Source organism: Litorisediminivivens sp. KMU-197 (assembly GCF_056858395.1).
Genome location: NZ_JBXEQG010000021.1, coordinates 1 through 16,012, shown reverse-complemented (window position 1 = coordinate 16,012; position 16,012 = coordinate 1). Strand labels below are relative to the sequence as shown.

The 16,012-nt window shown below is 59.9% G+C and carries 16 protein-coding genes; 4 read left to right on the top strand and 12 right to left on the bottom strand.

The features are described from left to right. From AC04PT_RS19865 to AC04PT_RS19845, 5 genes are all read right to left on the bottom strand, one after another. On the bottom strand, window positions 1-1,671 hold a 1,671-nt coding region (locus AC04PT_RS19865), incomplete at its 3' end, for a hypothetical protein (protein WP_482875529.1). 142 nt (window positions 1,672-1,813) lie between these two features. Next, window positions 1,814-2,455, bottom strand: coding sequence for a hypothetical protein (locus AC04PT_RS19860; RefSeq protein ID WP_482875528.1), 642 nt, complete (start codon window positions 2,453-2,455; stop codon window positions 1,814-1,816). Window positions 2,456-2,829: 374 nt separating this feature from the next. Beyond that, on the bottom strand, window positions 2,830-3,933 hold the full coding sequence (locus AC04PT_RS19855) for an SAVED domain-containing protein (RefSeq protein ID WP_482875527.1): 1,104 nt from the start codon (window positions 3,931-3,933) through the stop codon (window positions 2,830-2,832). A 103-nt stretch (window positions 3,934-4,036) separates the two neighbouring features. After that, window positions 4,037-4,486 (bottom strand): type II CBASS E2 protein, encoded by a 450-nt coding sequence (locus tag AC04PT_RS19850; RefSeq protein ID WP_482875530.1) that lies wholly within the window; start codon window positions 4,484-4,486, stop codon window positions 4,037-4,039. A gap of 47 nt (window positions 4,487-4,533) precedes the next feature. Beyond that, complete coding sequence (locus AC04PT_RS19845) at window positions 4,534-5,775, bottom strand: nucleotidyltransferase domain-containing protein (RefSeq protein WP_482875526.1); 1,242 nt, start codon at window positions 5,773-5,775, stop codon at window positions 4,534-4,536. 428 nt (window positions 5,776-6,203) lie between these two features. Here AC04PT_RS19845 and AC04PT_RS19840 point away from each other — a divergent pair, with 428 nt between their 5' ends. Then, window positions 6,204-6,770 carry a hypothetical protein gene (locus AC04PT_RS19840; RefSeq protein WP_482875525.1) on the top strand — a complete coding sequence of 189 codons (567 nt, stop codon included), beginning with the start codon at window positions 6,204-6,206 and terminating at the stop codon, window positions 6,768-6,770. Between the two features lie 46 nt (window positions 6,771-6,816). Here the strand turns inward: AC04PT_RS19840 and AC04PT_RS19835 are convergent, their stop codons facing one another. From AC04PT_RS19835 to AC04PT_RS19815, 5 genes are all read right to left on the bottom strand, one after another. Next, window positions 6,817-6,984 (bottom strand): hypothetical protein, encoded by a 168-nt coding sequence (locus tag AC04PT_RS19835; RefSeq protein WP_482875524.1) that lies wholly within the window; start codon window positions 6,982-6,984, stop codon window positions 6,817-6,819. Window positions 6,985-7,021: 37 nt separating this feature from the next. After that, window positions 7,022-8,905, bottom strand: a complete 1,884-nt coding sequence (locus AC04PT_RS19830; protein ID WP_482875523.1) for a hypothetical protein — start codon at window positions 8,903-8,905, stop codon at window positions 7,022-7,024. 52 nt (window positions 8,906-8,957) lie between these two features. Next, window positions 8,958-10,061 carry a hypothetical protein gene (locus AC04PT_RS19825; protein ID WP_482875522.1) on the bottom strand — a complete coding sequence of 368 codons (1,104 nt, stop codon included), beginning with the start codon at window positions 10,059-10,061 and terminating at the stop codon, window positions 8,958-8,960. A gap of 943 nt (window positions 10,062-11,004) precedes the next feature. Further along, a complete protein-coding gene (locus tag AC04PT_RS19820; protein WP_482875521.1) occupies window positions 11,005-11,295 on the bottom strand; it encodes a hypothetical protein in 291 nt (96 codons plus the stop codon). Between the two features lie 26 nt (window positions 11,296-11,321). Continuing rightward, window positions 11,322-11,954 carry a nucleotide-binding protein gene (locus AC04PT_RS19815; RefSeq protein ID WP_482875520.1) on the bottom strand — a complete coding sequence of 211 codons (633 nt, stop codon included), beginning with the start codon at window positions 11,952-11,954 and terminating at the stop codon, window positions 11,322-11,324. Window positions 11,955-12,211: 257 nt separating this feature from the next. On the opposite strand from AC04PT_RS19815, the gene AC04PT_RS19810 reads away from it, so the two are divergent. The 3 genes from AC04PT_RS19810 (at window position 12,212) to AC04PT_RS19800 (ending at window position 14,323) form a co-directional block, all read left to right on the top strand. Then, window positions 12,212-12,958 carry a helix-turn-helix transcriptional regulator gene (locus tag AC04PT_RS19810; protein ID WP_482875519.1) on the top strand — a complete coding sequence of 249 codons (747 nt, stop codon included), beginning with the start codon at window positions 12,212-12,214 and terminating at the stop codon, window positions 12,956-12,958. A 388-nt stretch (window positions 12,959-13,346) separates the two neighbouring features. Further along, window positions 13,347-14,093 (top strand): helix-turn-helix transcriptional regulator, encoded by a 747-nt coding sequence (locus tag AC04PT_RS19805; protein WP_482875518.1) that lies wholly within the window; start codon window positions 13,347-13,349, stop codon window positions 14,091-14,093. Between the two features lie 2 nt (window positions 14,094-14,095). Continuing rightward, a complete protein-coding gene (locus AC04PT_RS19800; RefSeq protein ID WP_482875517.1) occupies window positions 14,096-14,323 on the top strand; it encodes a hypothetical protein in 228 nt (75 codons plus the stop codon). A 34-nt stretch (window positions 14,324-14,357) separates the two neighbouring features. Here AC04PT_RS19800 and AC04PT_RS19795 read toward each other — a convergent pair whose 3' ends face one another. Then, entirely contained in the window at window positions 14,358-15,773 is a 1,416-nt protein-coding gene (locus tag AC04PT_RS19795; RefSeq protein WP_482875516.1) for a hypothetical protein, read from the bottom strand. Beyond that, window positions 15,770-16,012 (bottom strand): hypothetical protein (locus AC04PT_RS19790; RefSeq protein ID WP_482875515.1); only part of this gene is annotated, 243 nt, incomplete at its 5' end. The genes AC04PT_RS19795 and AC04PT_RS19790, both read right to left, overlap by 4 nt.

Below are 16,012 nucleotides of genomic sequence, written 5' to 3'. Positions count from 1 at the left end.
CTTGTGTCCGAGCCGTTCACCGACCGCTTCGACCGCGGGGAAGAGGTAGATGCTCTTCCTGTGGTGTGGGAACAGCGGCCGGATCACCTGGAGGTACCAGTCCAGGACCTTGGGGCCGCCCATTTTCGGGTTGAGCGGCGTTTCCGGTTCCTCCTTCCCCGATTTGGTCTCGTCGGCGTGGAGCACGAAGCTGTAGTGCGGACGGCCCTTCCCAGGCGTGAAGAAGTTCCTTCGGGCGCCATGCAGGCGCAGGCCCAGCACATTGGCCATGCGGATCGGGCGGCCGGCAAACTCGATGGCGCAGGCCGCGGCGCAAGTCCCCAGCTGCCGCACCTTGATGATTTCAGCATGGGTAAGTTCGCGGCCGTCGCCTTGGGCGGCATCGAAGATCTCGTTGGCCGCGTCCATCATGTTCAGGTGCATCTTCCGGAAGCGGGTGCGCCGGGCCTTGTCGGTGACCAGCGCCTTGCACCAGTCCGCGTTGGCCGTGGTCATGCCTTGCGCGAGTTCGCGGGCCTCCTTCATGAACTTGGTGTTCTTGATGGCCTGGTGCGTCTGCGCAGTGATCAGCGTGGGCGCGTCCGGATCGAGCTGGTCCCCGAAGTCATCCACCGCGGGGTTGTTGCGCCAGAGAATGGTCAGGATGTCCGTGTAGTAGTTGTAGGCACTGACCTGAGAGATGTGGCCAGGCAGGTGCTCGAGCTCCTTGGTGCGGCGCAGCGTGGCGTAGAGGTGCTCGCGGGCAAAGAGGCCCGCCAGGTCATTGACCGTTTCGAGGTTGGTGATGGGCTGGGTGTAACCCAGTGCCGGCTCGACCGGGCAGACCGGGAGCGTTCGCACATGGTGTCGGAGGGCCGCCAGCCAGGCCGTCTTGGTCGTCTTTGCAACGCCGTTGGCATCCTCGCCCATGACTTCGTCGCGCTTGCTGCCCGCGCGGTCGACCAGCTGCACGAGGTAGGTATCGATATGCGGGGGCAGGGCCGCGTGCTCGCGCCGGGTCGGAAAGGTCGGCACCGGCTCCTTTGGCAACACGGCGCCAATCTCGGGAATGCAGGCATATTTGCTCAGGAACTTCTGCGCCCGGCGCACGACCTGGAGATCGCCAGGGACCGCGAAGGCGTCCTCGAGCTGGTCGAGGACACCAGCATCGGCGAGGTGCCAGGGCTCGATCCCGGCGCGGCGCGCGATGTAGGCCATTTTGGCGACGGGGCCGGCGGACCCGGAATGCACCACGCCACCATTGGTGCTGTGCAACTTGATCGCTGCCAGAAGCTCGGCCCAACCATCCTGACGCGCCCGGAGCTCGGTCTTCTCGGCTGCGGCGCCCGTGGCGACCTCGATGGCCCTGCGGCACTGCCGGCGCCATGTCTTGTAGGTCTCGATGTCCTGGCCGAGATCGCCGCGCGGGTGCACACCCTTCTTCACCTTTGGAAAGTTGGCATCGAACTCGGCCAGCAGGTTGTCGCTGGTGAAGATCGTGGCCAGCGGCGCGCCCCCGCAGTTGCTCTGCAGCTTGGTGAGGTATTGCAGGCGCCAGCCCTCGGGGTTGTCCTTCTTCGGGTTGGAAGGGTCCGGCGCCTGGCAAGCGAAGTGGTCCCAGACATCCTGCATGTCGCGGATCTGGGTGGGGGGCTGCAGGGGCGCGGTGGTGATGAAGGGGAAAGCTGTCATGTCGGTTTCCTTGCTGTTTCTGGTTCCGGCTATGTCGGGCAGGTCGGTTTAGGTCGGGTTTTTCCCGCTAAGTCGCAAAAAAAGTCATTCAGCCATTCGTTTCCCGCTTCCGGAAAGGTATGACTGTTTGACCTTTTTCCGGCTATGTCGGGCTGTTCCCTCTATCGCCGCCGAACCCCCCGAAAATGGCTTTTTTGACCGGATCGGGCGCGCCTTTGGCGTCGTCTCTATGGACCTCAGCCAAAGCGACGTTCGTCTTGGAGCGGGCGGTCTCAGGGCGCGGTGCTGTCCCCCACCTGGGCGGCTGGGGCAGATCCAGGCGGATTTCCTCGGCGACCCATAGGCGAACCTCGAGCGCCCGGAAGTGACGGCTGCGCGGACCCATGCTGATCATCGGGAAAGGCAGGGCCCGGCGCCCTTGGCGCAGGGCCTTCGACAGCGTGTCGGGCTTCTCGCCGAGTATGCTGGCCATCGACGCGAAATCGATCAGCGGGTTGCGGAGCTCGGCTTCAAGGTCCTCGATCCCGCCCAGGGTCACAGAGCCTGGATACCTGTCCTTCAGGTCCTGCAGGTGCTGGGTCAGCTGGATGCCCTCGGTGCCGTGGATGGTGCGCCAGATCCTGACCCAGGGGTAGTCCCTGCCTTGAGGCTCGAGGCCAAGGGCCCTGGCAATCTTCGGGGCATGCTTGGGATCAACTTGCAGATGCCAAGCCAGCTGCTCTGTGGTCAGCGGCTGGCCGCTCTCAAGGGCGGCATTCAATTGATCGATCTTCTTGGGCGTCACGGTTATCTCCTGCTCTGGGCAGGAAGGTGGGTGCGGGCGGCTGGACCGAAAAAGAATTCGGTTGGATAGCCGGAAGGGCATCCTACCCCCAGCATCCAGTGGCCACGAGAAGGTTACGCCATGGGGTCTTCGCGTAACCTTCGGCTGGCATTTGCATCGGTTCTGGCAAGAACAATGCGAGCATCTGGTGCGTGCGAATAGCAGGACGGCGGATCGAGCGACACTTCTGCCGCCCACCGTTCCTTTGCCATGGGAAGGTTACGCCCTACGAATTGGGATATCATGCAGAATACCGCCGAACTTCGTTCAAGGAACGCATTGCCGACAGGTTTCAGTTGATGCTGTTCCGCCAAGGTGACGAACGAGAAAGGTCGTTACTCTTGCAGGTCGATATCTGAGGGAATTTTTCCTCGAGAATTCAAAAAGCCTCGGGCAAAATCGTCTTGCTGATCTGACATTGGCCGACCAATGGCGTGGCGAAGCAGAAATCCCCGTTCCGGTATCTGGTCATAGATGAGGAATGGAGGATGGGCCTTATGCTGCCAGGTTCTTCCGAACTCGATCGCGCAGGCCGCGGGAGAGGCAGGAAAGACAGATAGATCTACATCCCTCCCATGCTGATCCTTTATGGCGTCGAACGTCTTTCCAACGAGCTCCCGAAAACGGGAGAGATCATTCTTGTTGCGAAGCAGAGAAGCGCCCAGCCTGCTGCTCCGGATCTCCCAGATTGAAACCGGTTCATCAGGCAGCGCTTGGGTGACACGATCATCTGCGATGTCGGCGGTAACGGAGATTTTCAGCGCAACTTTCTTCGGGCCGGGAGCCCCAGGGGTGCAAGTGAACTCAAGAGGTTCACGATCGTTCGGCCAAGCCCATCCCGGCGTCGGCTCCCTGTGTCTGCCGTATACGGAAACCGCAGAGAGGTCTGAAAGCAGTCGACCAAGCTCCATGAGGACGGGCATGGGCGCGAAACCGAACACCGCGAGATGCTCGAGATCACCGTCCGCGAACCTTCCGTCGATCTCCCGCTCGAACTTCTTGCGAAGCGCATCGATGACGACGGGGTAGTAGCCGGGATCGCTGTCCTTCTGCGCAATGTCCCGGATCTTGATGTCGATGGGGCGCCGATCCGCCGGAGTGAACTCTGGCCTCATAGCCTCGATGCAGTCCCGGAGCGGAACGGATGTCTCGTTGTCGCCGATCGCCGCGGCGATCCGAAGGATATGTGCGGGCGTTGCATTCGGGTTTTCGAGGAGCCGCTCGATCCGCTCCTCGTTGGCACGCTTCATGTCGCGCAGGACATCCACGGTGTAGCGCTCGATCTTGGCGGGATCGTCGATCTCGCGGTGGTGCGGATCGCACATCAGCATCAGGTTCTCGGGATCGTCCGATAGCTGTGGTGACAATATCAGGTCGCCGCGCACTCCCCCGGGGTCTGAGGCGATGATGTGTGCCAGGTAGGCATTGTTCTTCTTCAAGTCTCCCGATACCAGGTCACCGTCCAGGCGCTTCCCGCACCCATGATACTGACAACGACCGGCGGCGCGCCCCCAGACAAGAATTCTTTCCTTCTGCCCCGGACTACGACCCCGCGCCATTTGCCACCTCCTGTCTCTGCCGGAGAATTTCGCCCACGGAGATCGGGCCGGGCGCGTTCGAACCGCGCCAGACCCCGTCGAGGTGCCAGATCTCGTAGAAATGAAGCCACTCGGACGCCCATGGTACGATCCGGTCCGCGATGAGCATCGTGCTGTCCCATTCTCCAGCATCGGGGTCGAACAGGCAGAGCGCCGAGTCTTCCGGAGACTGATGATCGTAGTTCAGGTGCGGAAGATCGATGAAGTCGGTCCCCGGCCTGGTCTCTATTGGCGGGTCCAGGACATGAACCAGTGGTACGGCTTTCGGGTTCTGCCACTCCCAGAGGACTGCAACCTTGTATTTCATCTGGAAGCCCCGGAGAGGCCCGATCCACGCGATGAACCGACCTTCGCTCACCATACGAGGTTGGAGGTCAGGCCAGCGGTGCTGCATGCGATTGATCTGCACCTGAGCGGAGCGCGGCTTCCGGGACTTGGTCTTCATTTGTCGCGGAAGCCGGGATGGAAGTGATGGGCAGGAGCCTTCGAGACCTGGGCAGCCTTTTTCGGCGCGGCCGCGATAAGGGCAGGATTGGCCACGAACCCCTTGTTGTGCTCGTAATGTGCAGCGCCGGCGGTCGAGGAAAGACCGTCGATATAGGCTCGAACCGCCTTCTCGCTGACCCGTTCGCCAAACAGGTCGTCGAAGATCTTGCGCGTATCCGACAGGGTGGAGGTCCGGGCGCGAGCCAGTTCCGATCCCAGATGCCGCAGATCCATCCGGAAGAGCTTCATCTCCCAATCGTGCTTCGGCCACCGGTCGTTGAAGTTCTCTTCCCAGAGTGCGGGATTGCGCTCCTCGGGGCGGCGACCGCTTTCCAGCGCGACTGCCATGCGCCTGTCGAGTTCTGCGGCGTAGCTCTCGAGCTGCGCGCAGATCCCGAAAGGGGATAGCGGGACCTCGGCGGCAATCTTGGAAAGATAGACAGACACCGGACGCTTCTCGTCCCGGTTGGCGTAGCGCAGGTTGAGGTATCGCTTCATGAGTTTGAGGGCGATGACCTGCGGCGCATCCCGGATCGGATCGATGGGCTCGGGGAGCGCATCTATGTCTGCATCGGCCATAATGGTGCCTGACACCAAGCGATTCTTCATCTGCAGCTTCGAGCGCACATCGCGGACATGATCCTGGAAGCTCCGGCTCGGCATCGTGATGCGCGCCCTGAAGTCTTCCGCAAAGCCATAGGGGTTCACGCGGAACCGCTCATCACGCCCTTCATCGGGGCTGTGATAGATCTCACCGACACGCTCGTCCCGAGGATCACGGTCCGGCTCCATTGGTGTGACGTCCAGGTGCATGAAGGCGAACTGGAGCTGGATGCAGCGCGTGCACCTCTCGATTTTCTTCACGTCGGGAAAGCCCTCGAAGGCGGCGTGGAGCTCGTCGAGCATTTGTCGCGGCGTCCAGCCAATCGGGGTGCGGAATTCCAGGATAGCGTCGAGGTCGAACCTGTCGTCGTCCGCGCCATGAACGATGGTGGCGCCGATGGCGCGGGAGCCCTGAGGATAGACGAGGGCGGCCTCCATATATTGGCGGATCGGACTATTCGGCCGCTGGAGATGCTCAGGGATCAGGCTGTATCTTTTCGATGCGACCTGGGTGTCTCGCGGGCTCAGTTCCATCTCGAGAACCGTGCCGAGCAGCAGGGCATCGAGTTGCGGTGCGGTATCGTCGAGCGGCATCGAAAAGGCCTCCTCCGGTGTGGTGCCCGTCCGATTGCCTCCCTTCAACCTTTCGCGCCAATCACCACAATATATGCCGTGCCCTGATTCACTTCAATACTACAGGGTGTACTTTGTTCTTGATTTACCCCCGCTTATTAGTTGCAGGGTTTTGTCGGACAGGGCGTAATCTTTCCGCCCGTGATCCCAGGGGAGGCTGCGAGGCCTTGCGCAGCATGGTTATGGCGAGAGTTGAGAACCAAGGTGCCTGGCGTCGCGCGGACCTGCGGGATGTGTGAGCCTTGCTACCCTCCCGCCAGACACAGGGGGGCTCAGCGCAGACCGCCACGCTGAACTGCTTCGCAGGCTTCCGCTTGCTGCCAACCGAACACAAGAACCGTGGAGCGTAACCTCCACCATGGCAGGCCGATTGGTGACTGGTCTGAAGGATGTGGACATCGAAGAAGGCGGCAAAGCATCTTTACAAAGAACTGCGAAAGCAAATGCCAATGGCCTGGGGCTGTGCTGGCAGAGGCAATTTTTGTTGGGCGGAACGAATATCCCACCGAGGATCAGAGAACGCGAGAGTTGCGGGACTATCTTATCCGGTCTGCTGTCTCTGTGCCTACGAAGGTAGATCGTATGAAAATTCCTTAGATCTCTCTTGCCATCTTTTATTTTGTGGTGAAAAACCATTTGAAACAACGACATGGCATGTGAAGCTTTTTGCTTCTTATATTTATACAGGAGTTCAAATGTCGAATGATATGACTTGCCCGTTTTGCTCATATACCGTTCCAGAGGGCTTCTCTGTGTGTAGTGGATGTGGCGCGAACTATCGTTCGAACCCGGCAGGGGTTTTCAGAGGCTTGCTTGCTGGTTTTTTCACCTTTGTGTTTGGTTCTTGGGGGGTAAACAGTTGGGAGGGTTTCTTACTTATTGCTGCTGTTTTTGGCTTCTTCACCTTCCTGCAATTCTCAAGTGTTTCGCCGCGTTGGTATCGAAAAAACGCCTGATGTTATCTTGGCTGTTGATCGCATGAACTGTTGAGACGAGTTTCTGTCACTGCTTGTCGAGCAGGTGGTAGGGCGCGTTCACTATAAAGCGACGCAAGCGCTCAGGATCATGCGGGCGATCCGGCCTGAGTGCTTCGCCAGGTGCGCCATATAACCGACTGTCACCGGCCAGGATGATCGAGGTGATCGATATGATGATGTCGAACGCATTCATGTCGCGATCACACAGATTGCCAGACGCTCGTGGAATGTTACGCGACTTCCGACATGCTGAGCAGATCTACCAGAAGATTGGTTGATTTCCTGCGCGTGCGGCCACCGAGATCCAGCGCGTTCGCGGCCGACAGCAACTCCTCGAGGGTCGTGATCCTGACGTTGTTCGGGGTTTTCGAGGCGGCCGTCCAGACTTTTCGGACGGTCGCACGGGCTTCGCGCCGCGTGGAGGCCTTGCGCTGAAGCGCGTCAGTGACTGCATCCACCTCACGCAAGATCGCTGCCGGGGGCTCGATCTTGCTGCCCTTGCGGAAATCAGGAAGAGGGCCAAGCGCCTCGGTATAGAGCAATGGCGCCAAGGCCCTGTGCTCGCGCCATTCATCCAGAAGGCGCACAGCCTTCGCGAACTTAGGACGTCGGCGATGTTCAATTTTCGCGGCCGTTGTTGCGGCCCAGTCAGGCGTAAGATCGGCCGGGGAAAGGCCGTCATCCAGCGCACGGTTTTCGGCAGCCCCGATTCCCCTGGGTGAGAGCCCATTCGTCTTGAAAGTGCTGCGCAGTTCCTTCCAGGCGTTCTCCGCCGGGTTCGGCACAGGATCAGGCTGGCGCGCCTGAACTGCCGAGAAAAAGACCACCCTCAGGGCTTCGGTTACCTCGGTAGACCGACGGGGGGACAGTCCCAGCTTTAGTCCCTGATTAGCGACCCACTCGGGGGTAAGATCGAGGGGGCGCATCAGAGCGCGCTCTGCCGACTTTCGGATCGGATTGAGCGGCGTCTTGGACACCGCAGGCAAATCGGCCCATGCACGAGTCACGACACGATAGGGGTCACCCTGGTCATTAGCGTGCTTCACCATGAGCTTTCGTGCCCGCCCTTCGTATGTGGACCAGGTGCGGGTCGCGGTCTTCGGAGCCTCGCGCCACATCTCCCGCCAAATCTCCAGATGCAGGAGTTCGTCCGGCGTCGCATTGACCATGTCGCGCTCCCACATAATCCGCCACAGAGCCTGCAGCGAAGCGCTGTCTTGTGGGGTCGCGATCATGGCCTCAAGCCAATCCGGCAGGTGCTCGGGCACAGGCAGGGTCGCATGCGGCAGCAGGATCCTGCGCGTGCGACCGATATACTGCCGCCAGGTGTCGTCAGAAACGCCAGTGACCGGCTCTTGGAGCTGTGTGATCCGCTGCCAGGTGTCCCGGGCGAGCAGATCGTCGGCCTTGGGGTCCTCCGGGATGTCGAAGTCCCGCGAGGCGCACATGGCCTGCCACACCTGCGGCAAGCCGCCTCCAGGCGCATTGAGGGCCGCGGCTTGGTAGCCAGCCAGTGTCGGTGGGAGGACGCAGATATCCCTTCCCTGCCGGTCATAGACCGGCGGGGGGCCGATCGGGTCAGGTGGCAGGAGGCCGCTTTCTGCGATCTCTGGGATGTCGAACAGCTTGTTGAAGAGGGTCGCCGCGCGCCGAAGCCGTTGGCGTCGGAAGCCTCCTTCTCGCTCCGCGCTCAACTGCCAAACCCAGTCCGTGTAAATATCCGCAGGGGCAAGCCCGGACTCCGCGGCGGGCGTCTTCAGGCCACCCCAGTGCAGCTCCACCTCTTCCCTGAGGCCAGCGCGCCGGATCATCATGCGCAATCTCTCCCAAGGGTCGTCGAGCCCTCCAAGGAGCGCCAGCAAGCGCGATACTTGATATCTGGCCTTGTCGTATGTCCGATCGCTCGGCAATGCGGTTTGGGTGGTCGGATGAAGGGAATCGAAATCGGCAGGGAAACGGACCTCGAAGTCGACTGTCCGCACCCGGTCGAGGCCACCGCCGGCATGCCCGAGCATGCACAGGGCGCCGCGCATCTGGGGCCAGTTGTTAGTGATCGGGTTGCCAGCCTTGGCGGCATCCTCCCCGAGCTTCATGATGTCTGCGAGTGTATCCATGCCCGGGAGATCGGTCTGCAATCCCGCTCACGGAAATCTGGTTTGGTAGCCCCTATGGAGCAGGGCCCTTGCTCTTGCAGAAGCTTATGAAGCGCTTTTCAACACCCTTTCCTGCCAAGGTGATGCCCTTCCCTTTGGACCACTCTCGGAACTCCCTTGCGAGGATATCCGCGTCCCACCCGCTTCCATATTTCTTGGCAAGATCGTGCCATGGAGACCATTTGATTGAGCCTTCGGGGAAGGTGTCTGGATCCGAGGTCGCGATGGTCTCGACTTTTCCTTCCCTGCGCGCTTTGCGACCTACAGAAGCAGTCTCCATCTCGGCATCGGCCTTCGAGATCTCCGCCGCCGCCTTCGTCACCCAGGTGAACCGAACCTTGTCGTAGCTTCGGCCACTGGTCCGGATCCACTTCGCGGTGACCGTGAACGGCGCAACCTGGTTCACCTCAACGACCGCTCTCTGCACAACTGCTCGTTTGAACTCTGCAGTTCGATCATAGGACTTAGCTGTTGCGCCTAAGAGTCTTCGAAGTTCATCGATGTCGTATTCAGCGTGAGGGTCGCGCTTGCGCCATTTCCCTGAAATAAGCTCGTAAAGGCGATAGCTGGGCACTGTCCTCATGGCGAAAGCAGCCTGCCGGTCGAGGACTGCCCAGATTTTGCTTTGGCGCAGAACGCTCCGAAACTTCTTGGAAAACTCCCAGCGAACGGTCAGGTCGCCAGGAATCTCAGTCTGCTCATCTACTGTCCGGGTAGTCTCGGAGACCTTCGCCCAGTCGATGATCCCGCCGACTTCATCTTCATGAGGGGATTGGATCTCATAGGTCACCCCCCGGAGTTCGACCATAATCGCTGTCATTTCGGCTCGGGTGAAATGCCGTCCTCCCAGTTTCTTCCGAATGGCAGACACTGGGATCTCATGTGTCCGATCTTCAGCTACCGCGCCGCCGGCAGACTTGATGAGGAGCATCTGTATCTTGAGGGCTGTCAGAGACGGCGTGTTATGGATCGAGAGTTCGCTGTCGACCATCTCGTTTGGCGAAACGAGCTCATCGGGCTTACTCTCTCGATCGCGCATTACCTCGAGTGTGGTTGGTTTATTATTGTTTTCCTGCGCCATAGCTCGGGTTGGGTGGCCTGTGTAGGTGTAACTCATCACCACTTCTAAGTTACACGTATATCGATAGCAAGGCCGCCTCTTACACCCATTCCCAATCCTTACACCTTTGTGAATACGGAAGTTATCTCAAGAGCTTACCATGTGATTGAAGTCCCTCTCTGGAATGGTCGGATGGGCGCGCGGGCCACCATTGGTGCTCACCCAGTCATGTCACATCTCACCTCAAGCAATGCGAGCTGTTTTCGTCTTCAAGGGGGCGCTTGGAAGCGCTTCCTCTGCCGGATCATGGCGCCACCGGCCTAAGAGGTGTAAAGCCACGCCCTCTTATCATTACACCGGCGCCCATTTCTTACACCTTTGCGGGGTCTGGAGAGTTCAGGTGGTCCCACACATGGGCAGAACCTGGGAGAGAGAGGGAGGCGCTATAGGGCTACCTCGAGCACTGCTGAGAAGCTCTCCACAATGATGTAGCCTATTGCCGGCCGGCTTTTACACCAATTCCCAATCTCTACACCTTTGGCTCCCAATCTCTACACCTTTGGTTCCCAATCTCTACACCTTTGGTCAAATTTCTGGTTTTCATACAGTATCTTACAAGCCCTGAACTTATAGAACTTAAAGAACTAAAGAGCGCTTCGCGCTGTTTTCAGTAAATTGGTTGTGGATAAGGGGCGATTATCAGCGTTGAGCCGCTCTCATCACGAGCTCCAAGAACTGCCGTCTTCCATAATGAGGTACCGCCAAAGGCGGCAGGGGCCTCCGGCCCAGGCCAGTGTTCCACGCTGTGCTCAACTCCAACTCCGTCCGCTCGTAACCAATGGCGCAAATGCTGAGGAAAGCAGAGTTGGCTTCACCATCGGCCCTATTTCTTATCCGCCTCTTGCTTGGTGAGGACCTTGTCGAACTCGTCCAAGCCGCGTTCGATCAATGCTCCTGTGCAGCGATATAAAAATATTTTTGTACTTAGATACCAAAATATTTAATTCTTTCGAGCAGGGCCGCTTGCCCGCCGAAGATACTCCTCGATCGCTTGAGCTATGATATCGTTCATTGGCCGATCTTCCTCGATCCGCTGCAAGCGAAGTCGCTTGTGCGTCGTCTTCAGGATCCGGATGTGCATCGCAGAGAGGTCGTCCTTGTCCATGTCCTTGATGGCCTTCGGCGTCCTCGAGCTCGTGCTGGGCGCCTTCTTCCTGGTCGGCTTGGCCGGATTAGGTTCTTCGACGGCAACTTCGGGCTGGGTATCGCCAGCCTTGATGGTCTTCGCCATGTCCATGAGGCTGGATCGCTTCTTCGTCATTTCAGGTTCCTCTTGATCTCGGCGAACAGGGCGGTCGCCTCTTGTGCGGCCTTTTCGCGCGGGCTTGCGAACTCAGTGATTGCCAGGCCGGAATTGAGCGCGGTCGAGAACGGCTTCCGAGTTATCAGCCGAGACTTGGCAACGGGGATCTGGGGCGCGAGCTGCGTTAGGACCTCTTCGGCCTCGTCGCCCTCGTTGCCCCGCGAGGGCACCTGGTTCAGGACAAACATCCCTTTGGCCTCGTTTTCGGCAATCGCTTCCACGGTTGTCTCGATTGCCCCGATGTCGAATGCACCAGGGCGCACCGGGACGAGGATAAGGTCAGAGCGGGATAGCACCAGGCCTGCTTGGGTGGCGGAGTGCGGGGGCATATCGACTACGACGAGGTCGATGCCTTCTTCCTTAGCTTGGTCCAGGTAGCCCCCAAACGAGCCTGGATCAGCCGGGAGCACCGGCGGATTCTCCACCTTCCTGAGCCTCGTCCAAAAGGTCGAGCTTCCCTGCACATCGTAATCCAGAAGTAGCGTTCGGTTCTTCCGCTTCTGTTGCGATGCGATGACCGCCATGTGGATCGCCACGGTGGATTTTCCGCTTCCGCCCTTACTCGTGAAGACGGTTAGAACCTTCATTTTGCAGAGCCTCCCGAACCTTCAAAATACATTGGTAGGAAGCTACTAAAATATTTTTGTAGCGGGCAAGAGCATTCGACATGCCACCGAACGCGCGCACCGACCTGATGTTCGAAAACCTCTTTTTCGCCACTGTCGCCCTGCTGTCGTGCTACTGTCGTGTCGCTGCCGTCCGGTTGTCGGCAGCGCGTCGTCACGCTGTCGCGGAGGAATTGAAGATGATGGGAGGAAATCGATCAAACCATAGGAGACGATCCATGCAGCTCGACGGCGACATCATTCGGCGCCACCGTATCAACCTCGGCATGACACAGGTGCAGCTCGCGAAGAAGGCCGGCTACGACACTCGCACCATCCAGCGGGCGGAAGCGGGAACCTCGGTCCTTAACCAAGCGGCTGCGACGATTGCCCAAGCCCTCGATGTCAATCTGGACCGCATCATCCCCCGCCAGGAGAACCTGTTTGATCTGCCCACGGGCGAAGAGAAGCACGAGGTCATCCTGCTTCCCTGTCATTCCGGGAGGGACCTGTATCGGCACCTCTCAAAGACTGATTTCCTCGAGGTCGAGCGAGATTTCGAGCCCAAGCCCGAGCACCGCGAGGCCGTGAAGCGCTTCGGAGCCTTGATTGATCGGGTCTGGGAAGACCCTTGGACTCCCATGAGGGAGAGGTCGTCCAGCTCTCCCGGCGAAGAGGAAATCTTCGACCGCATGATCGAGGCCAGCGAGATCATTTCCGAGCTCGACCAGTTCGGTCTCAGGATCTTGACCGGCTCCTACACGGTTCGGGACTCGGAGATCGTCTTCGGCGAATATGGCGACCCCTACCTGATTACAGGAGCTCCGCTCGACACCGACTACTCGAAGCTGATCGTCTGTCTGACTGATGCCCTGGACGGAACTCTGAGACGCACGCCGCAAGACCACTACCTGAGCCCGAAAAGCATCGCGGAGCAAAAGGCCCGAGAGCCGCGCCGCGAGATCGACGACGAGATCCCCTTCTGATCATTCTGGCCCCGAAACAAGCCTCGATTCAGAGCAGCGCTCGGATCTTCCTCGATGAGGCGGATCCGGGCCCGGAACAGGACATATATTATATTTCAATACAAAAATACAAAAATATTTTAGTATCAACAGAGCTTGGCCGTTCTCGAACCGCCAAGGCTTGGCCCGTCGATATTGACGGAGGGTCCCCGGCGCCGAAACCGTTGCTGGCCTGTTGGGCAGGCTATCAGGGACGAATCTTCATGCGGCAGAGATAACCCCAGACCCCAAGAGTGCGGGCTACTTACGAGTTACTTGCAAGTCGACTGAGGATAAGCATGAAATTAGAGACCTGAAATACAAGTTACTTACGGGTTCCTGCCGTCACGCAGGGAGGGGAAGGCGTGCAATGATTAAGCCATTGAAAACAAGCACAGAAGGAAAGCGAACCGTGCAAATCAATGGTAATAAACTCCGGAGCCTCCGTAAAAAGGAAGGGCTGTCCCAAGTCCAGCTTGGAAAAAAGTCCGGGATGAGTGTGGAGACTATCTCCAGGGCCGAGAATTGCCCTGGCAATGGCGCCCACTTCGAACTCCAGACACTCCACGATCTTGCTGAGGTCTTCGAACTCTCCGCGGGTGACATTATGATGCCTGAAGCCGGGGATGAGGTGTCCCTCCCGGCACAGCAGCATGCGGGCGGCGTTGTTGTTCGGACGCCGAAGCCTTCGGAACACAAGAACCTCCAGAACCTCCAGGACAAGTTGCAGGCTCGTGCGGCGATGGCCTCCGACGGCCGGGCCGAGAAGCTGAGCCAGATGGACATCGTCCATCAAGAGAAGATGTGGGATACCGGCCTGCACGATGCCATGAACTGCGATATCGATGCGCTCGACTACGGCCTGGTTCGGAGGATCGAAGAGCGCACGCGCCCTTACCGGGAGGCCGCGGACCCCGAGAATGTCCTCGCGACCTTCGATGAGCTGAACAGGACGGCCAGCTCGCCCTTCCGGCTGAACTATCCTGGTGAATGGGAATACAAGCTCGGCTTCATCGAGGGATTGCTGACCCTCTCGGATGTCGGGGGTAGCCAGAGCGCGGCTCAGCCGAAACCGGAGGTGCCCTCCGTCACCCCCCTCTTCGACAAGGGGGCGTAACGATGGCCAAGCTTCCTGACCCCCGTATCGAGATCTGTGCCAAGGCGCGCCTGATCGAAACCCGCGCCCATGCACTCGCGGGCTTTGCGCGCCACCTCGCGGAGATCCGCGACCCCACCCTCCTCGAACCCGAGGAATGGGCGGGCTACTCTCAGTCGTTGGAGGCGCTCCTCAATGAGCTGTCGAGTGATGTGGATACCGTCATCAGCAAAGCGCAGCACGCGATGTAGAGAGCGATGACAGGCAGGCTCTGAGCCCTGCCTGTCATACTTCGTCCTCATCGTCGTCGAACAGGCTCGCCATCATGTCCTGGCCCTCAAGGACGGTTGCTCGCTGCAAGTCTTCGGTCTCGTATTTCCGCGCAACCGGGCTGCCGGGCTTGTGACCATTGAGCGCGCAAGCAAGTTGCACGCCATCAGCTCCCGGCGTGTCGCGGATCAGGGAGCGGGCGATGTGGCCCCCAGTCCCGGTCACGATGACCCACATCCGCGAATACCAGGCATAGGCGGCTGGCGTGCCGTCGTATTGCACATAGAGCGGGCGATTTTCCGCGAACGCCTTGGCCCGCAGCTGGCCCAGGTAGCGCGGATCGTCATCCTGCAGGATGAGGGCGTCGATGAACTTGTTCCACCAAGACCTGAGCGGGATGTCGATGTCGGCGCCCGTGGATCCTGCCGTCTTGGTGGCCTTGTAGCGGAACCGGTAGGCGTTGCGTCCCGGCTCGAATGTGATCCCCGCACCGAAGACATGATGAGCCTGAACATCGCCCGGCCGGGCAGGCACGGCACAGCCCAAGGCGATGGCCGCGGCGCGGTTGCGCAGCGCGTGGCGCATCTGGGGCAGCTTGAGGCTGTCGGCCTCTGCGAGCATCTTTTCGGCCTTCTTCAACAATTCCGGGCGTGTCCCGGCCTCCTTGGCCTTGGCGATCTTGAGCGCGGGCTGGTGCGCCTCCTTCTCGACGAGGAGCGAGTAGGTCACGCCGAGCTTGCCCGTCACTTCCTCGGGCAATCCGTGCGCCCGGGCAAAGCGCCGCAGCTCCTCCCAGGCTGAGCGCAGGTAGGCCCAGCGGGGCTCGTCGATGTCATCATCCAGTCCGGATTTGCAGGCCTGCGAGCGCAGCCGTTCGATAGAGCGTTCCCGCATGTCGGCATAGAGCGCGCGCAATGCATCCGTGTTCGCCAGGTCGACAGGATGGCCGGCCTGCCGGGCCGACCAGGCAAACATGCCAAGGCGGCTCTTCATGCGCTTGAGGATCTCCGAGGAACAACCGCCCTCGAGCTCCATGCGGCGCAGGGTTCTCTGCCAATCCAGCGGCAGGTCCTCGACCGGCACCGAGACCGTGCGGGTATAGTCTCGCCCCCGGCCCTTGGGGATGCCGCCGAAGCTTGCCCTGTGAGACTGCACCTCGTGCACAGTGTCGATTTCGTCGATGAGATCCTGTCCGAGACCGAGACGGTGCAGCGCCACCCGCAGATCCCGAAGTGCGTCCGGCACCTGGTCGCGCAGTCGCGCAAAGGCCTGGATGTCCGCGCCGCCGGGATCGGCGACACGGTGGTCGGCACAGAACTTCATGAAGGCGGCGAGGACGCGCAGCTGTCCGTCGGACATGGCGTCCAGGGCCGGATGACCCTGCAGGGGCGCCATGTGCGGGGTCTGCAGCAGGCGATGGCGCGGGATCATTGGTCGGCCTCCATGGCGGCGAGAGTCTTGTCCTGGCTTTCGAGGATCATCGCTTCCTTGTTGATCCACGCGTAGTTGCGGCCGCAGACCGCCTCGGTGTTGCCCAGCATCTGTGCCGCGTGGGGCAGGTTGCTCCAGCTGGCTTGGAGCAACAGGCTCGCATAGCCGTGTCGCCACTGGTGGAAGGTCATCGGCAGCTTGGCGTCCGACGCCGCACGCTGGAACCACCCGTCGAAGGT